This is a genomic window from Lacisediminihabitans sp. (assembly GCF_036569425.1).
In the GTDB taxonomy this organism is placed as follows: domain Bacteria; phylum Actinomycetota; class Actinomycetes; order Actinomycetales; family Microbacteriaceae; genus Lacisediminihabitans.
Genome location: NZ_DATCQQ010000085.1, coordinates 23,883 through 31,338 on the forward strand (window position 1 = coordinate 23,883; position 7,456 = coordinate 31,338).

Annotated in this window: 6 protein-coding genes; 2 read left to right on the top strand and 4 right to left on the bottom strand. The window is 68.1% G+C overall.

The window, feature by feature from the left end; all coding sequences use genetic code 11:
• Positions 1–33: 33 nt before the first annotated feature.
• Positions 34–1,236, top strand: coding sequence for a thiolase family protein (locus tag VIM54_RS14690; protein ID WP_331902428.1), 1,203 nt, complete (start codon positions 34–36; stop codon positions 1,234–1,236).
• The gene (locus VIM54_RS14695; protein WP_331902430.1) at positions 1,236–3,353 is read left to right on the top strand and encodes a 3-hydroxyacyl-CoA dehydrogenase NAD-binding domain-containing protein; all 2,118 of its coding nucleotides are present in this window, start codon (positions 1,236–1,238) and stop codon (positions 3,351–3,353) included. The genes VIM54_RS14690 and VIM54_RS14695 overlap by 1 nt, the downstream gene beginning before the upstream one ends.
• Positions 3,354–3,539: 186 nt before the next feature.
• Here the strand turns inward: VIM54_RS14695 and VIM54_RS14700 are convergent, their stop codons facing one another.
• From VIM54_RS14700 to VIM54_RS14715, 4 genes are all read right to left on the bottom strand, one after another.
• A complete protein-coding gene (locus tag VIM54_RS14700; protein ID WP_331902432.1) occupies positions 3,540–4,448 on the bottom strand; it encodes a type IV toxin-antitoxin system AbiEi family antitoxin domain-containing protein in 909 nt (302 codons plus the stop codon).
• A 219-nt stretch (positions 4,449–4,667) separates the two neighbouring features.
• On the bottom strand, positions 4,668–5,645 hold the full coding sequence (locus VIM54_RS14705) for an aldo/keto reductase (RefSeq protein ID WP_331902434.1): 978 nt from the start codon (positions 5,643–5,645) through the stop codon (positions 4,668–4,670).
• Positions 5,642–6,025 (bottom strand): MerR family transcriptional regulator, encoded by a 384-nt coding sequence (locus tag VIM54_RS14710; RefSeq protein ID WP_331902436.1) that lies wholly within the window; start codon positions 6,023–6,025, stop codon positions 5,642–5,644. Before VIM54_RS14710 ends, VIM54_RS14705 begins: the two co-directional genes overlap by 4 nt.
• 44 nt (positions 6,026–6,069) lie before the next feature.
• A partial coding sequence (locus VIM54_RS14715) for a transketolase C-terminal domain-containing protein (RefSeq protein WP_331902438.1) occupies positions 6,070–7,456 on the bottom strand: 1,387 nt, incomplete at its 5' end.

Here is a 7,456-nt window from a genome sequence, read left to right on the forward strand (position 1 = left end):
GGATCGAAGGCGACCCAAGACAGTGGAGGCATAGTGGCCGAGAGACATGAAGTTGTGTTCTTGGATGGGGTTCGCACCCCGTTCGGACGCGCCGGCGAAAAGGGAATGTACTGGAACACCAGGGCGGATGACCTGGTCGTGAAGGCGATGGTCGGCCTGCTCGACCGCAACCCGGACGTTCCCAAGGAACGCATCGACGACGTCGCCATTGCGGCCACAACCCAGCAAGGCGACCAGGGGCTCACCCTCGGGCGCACCGCGGCTCTCCTCGCCGGTCTGCCCAAGTCCGTGCCCGGTTTCGCGATCGACCGCATGTGCGCGGGCGCGATGACGTCGGTCACGACCCTCGCCGGCGGCATCGCCTTCGGGGCCTACGACCTCGCCCTCGCTGGCGGAGTCGAACACATGGGGCGTCATCCGATGGGCTTCGGTGCCGACCCGAACCCCCGATTCCTCGCCGAAAAGCTCGTGAGCGAGGACGCCCTCAACATGGGCTCGACCGCCGAGCGGATCCACGACCGCTTCCCGCAGCTCACCAAGGAGCGCGCGGACCGCTACGCCATGCGCAGCCAGCAGAAGGCCGCTGCGGCCTATGAGGCCGGCAAGATCCAGCCGGACCTCATCCCGGTCGCCACCCGCGGCGACAACGGCTGGGGCCTCGCCACGCGCGACGAGGCGCTCCGCCCCGAGACCACCATGGAGGGCCTCGCCGCCCTCAAGACGCCGTTCCGCCCGCACGGCCGGGTCACGGCCGGCAACTCGTCCGGGCTCAATGACGGGGCGACGATCAGCCTGCTCGCGAGCGAGGCGGCCGCGAAGGAACTCGGCCTGTCGGCCAAGATGAAGCTCGTGAGCTTCGCCTTCGCCGGTGTCGAGCCGGAGATCATGGGCATCGGCCCCGTGCCGTCCACCGAGAAGGCCCTCAAGAAGGCCGGGCTCGACATCACGGACATCGGGCTGTTCGAGCTCAACGAGGCGTTCGCGGTGCAGGTGCTCTCGCTGCTCGACCACTTCGGCATCGACGACGAAGACTCGCGGGTCAACCAGTGGGGCGGCGCGATCGCGATCGGCCACCCGCTCGCGTCATCCGGTGTTCGGCTCATGATCCAGCTCGCCGCCCAGTTCGCCGAGCGACCGGATGTTCGCTACGGCCTCACCGCCATGTGCATCGGCCTCGGCCAGGGCGGCTCGGTCATCTGGGAGAACCCGTTCTACAACGGAAAGAAGAAGAAGTAATGGCGCAGTTCGACGACCTCCGAGCCCTGTCGCAGGACGAGGTCGTCACGCACTCCCTCGTGCGCGACATTCCCCTCTCGGGCGGAAAGACCCTCGCGCTCATCACCCTCGACAACGACAGGGACCACACGCGCCCGAGCACCCTCGGTCCGCTCACTCTGCTCGAGCTCGGCGAGACGATCGCTGCCCAAAGGGCTCGCGCGGCATCCGGCGAGATCGCCGCCGTCGCGGTCACCGGCAAGCCGTTCATTCTCGCGGCGGGCGCCGACCTGAGCAAGGTCGGCGACATCCCGGACCGGGCGACGGCGAAACAGCTCGCCCAGCTCGGGCACCAGACGCTCGGTGCCCTCGGCGACCTGGGCGTGCCGTCGTTTGTGTTCATCAACGGCCTGGCCCTCGGCGGGGGGCTCGAGATCGGGCTCAACGCCGACTACCGCACCGTGGACCGCAACGTCGCCGCGATCGCGCTGCCCGAGGTCTCCCTGGGCATGATTCCCGGCTGGGGCGGGGCGTGGCTGCTGCCCAACCTGATCGGAGTCGAGAACGCGCTCAAGGTGATCGTCGAGAACCCGCTCAAGAACCGCACGCTCAAGGGCCAGGACGCCTTCGATCTCGGCATCGCGGACGCGATCTTCGACTCGGTGAGCTTTCTCGAAGACTCGATCGCCTGGGCGGACGGCGTGCTCTCCGGCGAGGTCAAGGTCAAGCGGCCGAACGAGCCCGGCAAGATCGAGCGCGCCGTGAAGTGGGATGTCGCGATCGGCATCGCCCGCAAGTCGCTCGAGAGCAAGATCGGCACCGTGGCCCAGTCGCCGTACGCCGCGCTCGACCTCATCAAGGCGGCCAGGAACACCGACAAGGCCACCGGGTTCGCCGCCGAGGACGAGGCCCTCGCGGACCTGGTCTCCGGGGACCAGTTCCAGGCGAGCATCTACGCCTTCAACCTCGTGCAGAAGCGCGCAAAGCGCCCGGCCGGCGCCCCGGACAAGGCGCTCGCCAGGCCAGTCACCAAGGTGGGCGTGATCGGCGCCGGCCTCATGGCGAGCCAGTTCGCCCTGCTGTTCGTGCGCCGCCTCAAGGTGCCGGTGGTCATCACCGACCTCGACCAGGCCCGTGTCGACAAGGGCCTGGAGTGCATCCACAACGAGATCGACACGCTCCTCGGCAAGAAGCGGATCTCGCCCGACGAGGCGAACCGCCTCAAGGCGCTCGTCACCGGCACGACGGACAAGGCCGACTTCGCCGACTGCGACTGGGTGATCGAGGCGGTGTTCGAGGAGCTCGGGGTGAAACAGCAGGTATTCGCCGACGTCGAGAAGTACATCTCCGAGACCGCGGTGCTCGCCACCAACACCTCGTCGCTCTCGGTCGAGCAGATCGGCGCGAAGCTCGCGCACCCGGAGCGCCTCGTCGGGTTCCACTTCTTCAATCCGGTGGCCGTGATGCCGCTCGTCGAGGTTGTCAAGGCGCCGAGCACGGATGACGCGACGCTCAGCACGGCCATGGTGACCGCCGCCAGGCTCTACAAGAACGCGGTTATCACGACGGACACTCCCGGTTTCGTCGTCAACCGCATCCTCGCCAAGGTTCTCGGCGAGGCGATGCACGCGGTGGACACCGGCACGCCGTTCGAGGTCGTGGAGGAGTCGACGAAGCCGTTCGGGCTGCCGATGACCCCGTTCCAGCTGCTCGAGCTCGTGGGGCTCAAGGTGGGCGCGCACGTGCTCGACACACATCACGCGGCGTTCCCCGAGCGGTTCTTCGAGAGCCAGAACCTGCACAAGCTCGCGGAGCTCGGCCACATCTTCGAGCGGGACACCAAGGGCAAGGTAAAGGGCATCGACAAGAAGGCCCGCGACATCGTGGCCGGCGGCACGACGCCGATGACGGCGGTCGAGCTGCAGACGCGCATCGAGGACGGGCTGGCGGACGAGATCCACCGGATGCTGGAGTCGAATGTCGTGGCCGCACCGGAGGACATCGACCTCTGCCTCATCCTCGGCGCCGGCTACCCGTTCCAGATGGGTGGCGTGACGCCGTACCTCGACCGGGTCGGGGCGTCGGAGCGCGTCTTCGACGACACCTTCCACCACCCGCCCATCCGCGGCGCGAAGTAGCGCCTCTCCCCACCTCCCTTCCTCCCTCCCCACCTCCCGAAATCCATGCATTCTTCGCCGTCGATCGGCGTGTTGACACAGACACGCCGGGGTCGGCGAAGGATTGCATGGATTTCGGAAGGGGAAGTGGATGGGCGCGGCTGGCAGGGCGGCGACTGGGCCGCGTGCGACCGGGCGGCGACGACGTCAGCGGCGGCGGGATAGGTGCTCGCCGCGCTCCATGACCGCCTGGATCATGCCCAGGGTGGCCGGCCAGTCGAACATGACCATGAAATAGCTGATCCGGATCACGTGGAAGCCGATCGCCTCGAGGAACGCGTCGCGCACACGGTCGGCGTTCATCCTTCTGGCCACCTGCGCCGGCGTCATGTCCTGCGTGTACTTGGCTGCCCCATCCACCTCGATGGCGAGGTGGTCTCCGATCAGGAGGTCGATCCATCGCTCGCCCAGCACGGGAACCTGCAGCCTGGTTTCGATTCCGGCCCGGGCAAGCTTGCAGCGGCAGATGCTCTCCGGGTAGCTGTCGCTCTTGCCGTCGGCGCGGTCGAGGATGCACTGCCGTCGTGCGGGCAGCCGCTTGCGCAGCCACTCGATGCCCTCGGAGTCGAGAAGCCCGAGCCGTAAGGCCGAGTCGACACAGGCGACGGCGTCGTCCTCCGACTCCGTCGTCACCACTTGAAGCAGGCAGTCGAGCAGCCCCACCCGAAGTCGCGTTGCGAGGGTCGGCGGCGACACGCGGCCGCGATGGATGACCGTGGTCTCCCCCGCGACGTCGCTCAGCCGAACATAGCGGTCACTCTCGGTCCTCAGGCGGCTCGACTCGTGCGCGACGTGAACGTGGAGGTGAAACTCGTGGGGCACGGCGAGGCCGTAGGTCGCCGCGGCCGACACCGAGGCAAGACGCCCGCCCACCCGAAGGGCCCGAACGTAGTCCTCCCGCGTGCTCGGCAGCACATACCAACCCTGTCGAGGGCGGAGCAGCACACCGGAGCGCACCGCCGCCGTCAACGCGTGACTCGACGCCCCAAAAGCGAGGAACTCAGCCGTCGACATCACCCCGCCGCGCCGACGGACGACCTCGGATAGTGAACGCATCGCCCCAGTGTTCCGATGCGCCCTTCCTCGACCGTGCGCTCCCGCTCATCCGTGAGTCGATGCAGTGCCGGCCGCGCTGTGGAGGAGAAGTCGCCGCCGCATTCCCCTTCCGAAATCCATGCATCCTTCGGCCTCACCCGGCGTGTTGACACAGACACGCCGGGGTCGGCAGAGGATTGCATGGATTTCGGAGGACGATACAGAGGTTGCTGGCGGGGGCTAGCGGTTGACCGGGGACATGTCGGCGTAGCGGTCGCCCACCGGGGCGGCGACGGCGTCCAGGGCCGCCAGCTGGTCGGCGGAGAACTCGAGGGCATCCGCCGCAACATTCTCCTCGAGGTAGGACACCCGCTTCGTGCCGGGGATCGGCGCGATGTCGTCGCCCTGTGCGAGCAGCCAGGCGAGTGCGACCTGGCCGGGCTTGGCTCCGAGTTCGGCGGCCACGGCATCCACCTGCTCCACGATGCGGATGTTCGCCTCGAGATTGTCGCCGGCGAACCGCGGGTTGGTGCGGCGGAAGTCGGTCTCCTCGAGCTGGTCGAGCGAGCGGATCGTACCGGTGAGGAAGCCCCTACCGAGCGGCGAGTACGGCACGAACCCTATGCCCAGCTCGCGCACGACCGGCAGGATCTCGGCCTCGACATGCCGCGACCACAGCGAGTACTCGGTCTGCAGCGCGGTGACCGGGTGAACGGCGTGGGCGCGACGAATGGTGGCCGGCGCCGCCTCCGACAGCCCGTAACCGCGGATCTTGCCCTCGGCGATCAGCTGCGACAGGGCTCCGATGGTCTCCTCGATCGGGGTGCCCGGGTCCATGCGGTGCTGGTAGTAGAGGTCGATGTAGTCGGTGCCGAGCCGCTTGAGCGAGCCTTCGACCGAGATGCGCACGTTCTCGCGGCTGCCATCCAGACCGCGGCTTCCGTCGCCCCGGTGCAGGATGGTGCCGAACTTGGTCGCGATCACGACCTGGTCGCGTCGGCCGGCCACCGCCGTGCCGAGCAGTTCCTCGTTGATGTAGGGTCCGTACATCTCGGCGGTGTCGAAGAACGTGACGCCGAGGTCGATGGCCCGGTGGATCGTGGCAATCGAGCCGGCATCGTCCTGCCCGGCGCCGCTGTAGAACGCGGACATGCCCATGCAGCCGAGGCCGATGCGGCCCACTTCGAGGCCGTTGGTTCCGAGGGTGATTTTCTTCATTCCGTGGGGGTCCTTCCCTGATAGGTCGCGATCTTGTAGTCGATCGCGGCCAGGCTGTTGGTCATCTCGTCGAGCTGGGCCGCGACGTTGATGCGATGGATGAGCAGGAGTTCCAGTCGGTCGGGGATCGTCGACTCGCCGGCGCGCACGAGTTCGACGTATTGCCGCACGCGGGCAATGGGCAGGCCGGTCGACCGCAGTTTGGTGAGGAATCCCACCCAGCGCACATCGGCCTCCGAGTAGCGCCGATGGGTCGACGAAGCGCGATCGACCGGCGTGAGCATGAGGCCGGTGCGCTCGTAGTAGCGCAGCGTGTGGGTGGAGAGTCCGGTGAGCTCCGCGGCCTCGGAGATCGAGTGGGTCGATTCGGTTACCGTCATGCCCCAAGGCTAGAACTTAGAGCGCACTCTAAGTCAAACCCGGGTCAGTTCGGGCGTTCCGAGCCGAGCCGACGCTGCTCCTCGACCGAGTCGGGAAGCGGGCGCGCGACGGGGATCTTGCTGCCGAGCACCTGGGCCACCACGTCGCGGGCGATGCGCTGCGGGGTGAGGCCCACCTCCTCAAGAATCTCCGCCCGGGAACCGTGCTCGAGGAACTCGTCGGGCAGACCGAGCTCGTTGAGCGCCGTGTCGACCCCAGCCTCTCGCAGGTCCTGGCGGATCCGTGTGCCGATTCCCCCCACTCGGATCCCGTCCTCGATCGTCACGACCAAGCGGTGTTCCGCGGCGAGATCGACGACGCTGCGGGGAACCGGGACGACCCAGCGCGGGTCGATCACCGTGGCGCCGATCCCCTGCGCCGCGAGGCGCTCGGCCACCTGCAGGCCGAGCTCCGCCATCGGGCCGACCGTCACGATCAGCACGTCCCTGTGGGCCGCCTCCACGAGAACGTCCACTCCGTCGGCCGTGCGGCGCACGGCCTCGAACTCATTGCCCACGTTGCCCTTGGAGAACCGCACGACCGTCGGCGCATCCGTCACGGCCACCGCCTCGCCGAGCTCCTCGCGAAGGCGCGTCGCGTCTCGAGGCGCGCTCAGCCTGATGTTGGGAATCACCTGCAGGATGGCGAGGTCCCACATGCCGTGGTGGCTCGGCCCGTCCGGGCCGGTGACGCCCGCGCGGTCGAGAACGAAGGTGACCCCCGCCTTGTGCAGGGCGACATCCATGAGCACCTGGTCGAAGGCCCGGTTGATGAATGTCGCGTAGAGCGCGACCACCGGGTGCAGGCCGCCGAAGGCGAGGCCCGCGGCGGAGGTGACGGCGTGCTGCTCGGCGATGCCGACGTCGAAGACGCGGTCGGGATACTTGGCGGCGAGCTTGTCGAGCCCGGTCGGCCTGAGCATGGCGGCGGTGATCCCCACGATCGTGGGATCGGCATCCGCGAGCCTGACGATCTCGTCGGAGAACACCGAGGTCCAGGACGGCCGGCCGCTGCCGCCGATGGGCTCCCCCGTCTCCGGGTCGATGTGCCCGACGGCGTGGAACTGGTCGGCCGCGTCGAGCACGGCCGGCTGGTAGCCCTTGCCCTTCTGCGTGATCGCGTGCACGATCACCGGAGCGCCGTAGTTCTTCGCCTGGCGCAGCGCCTCCTGCAGCGCATGGATGTCGTGGCCGTGCACCGGGCCGATGTACTTGATGTCGAGGTTGGAGTACAGCGCCTCGTTGTTGGAGAACCGGCTGAGGAAGCCGTGCAGTCCCCCGCGCACCCCCCGGTAGATGGCCTGACCGGGCTTGCCGAGGCGGTCGAAGAGCTTGCGGCTGGAGACGTAGAGGTCGCGGTAGGAGCGGCGGGTGCGCACGTCGTTGAGGAAC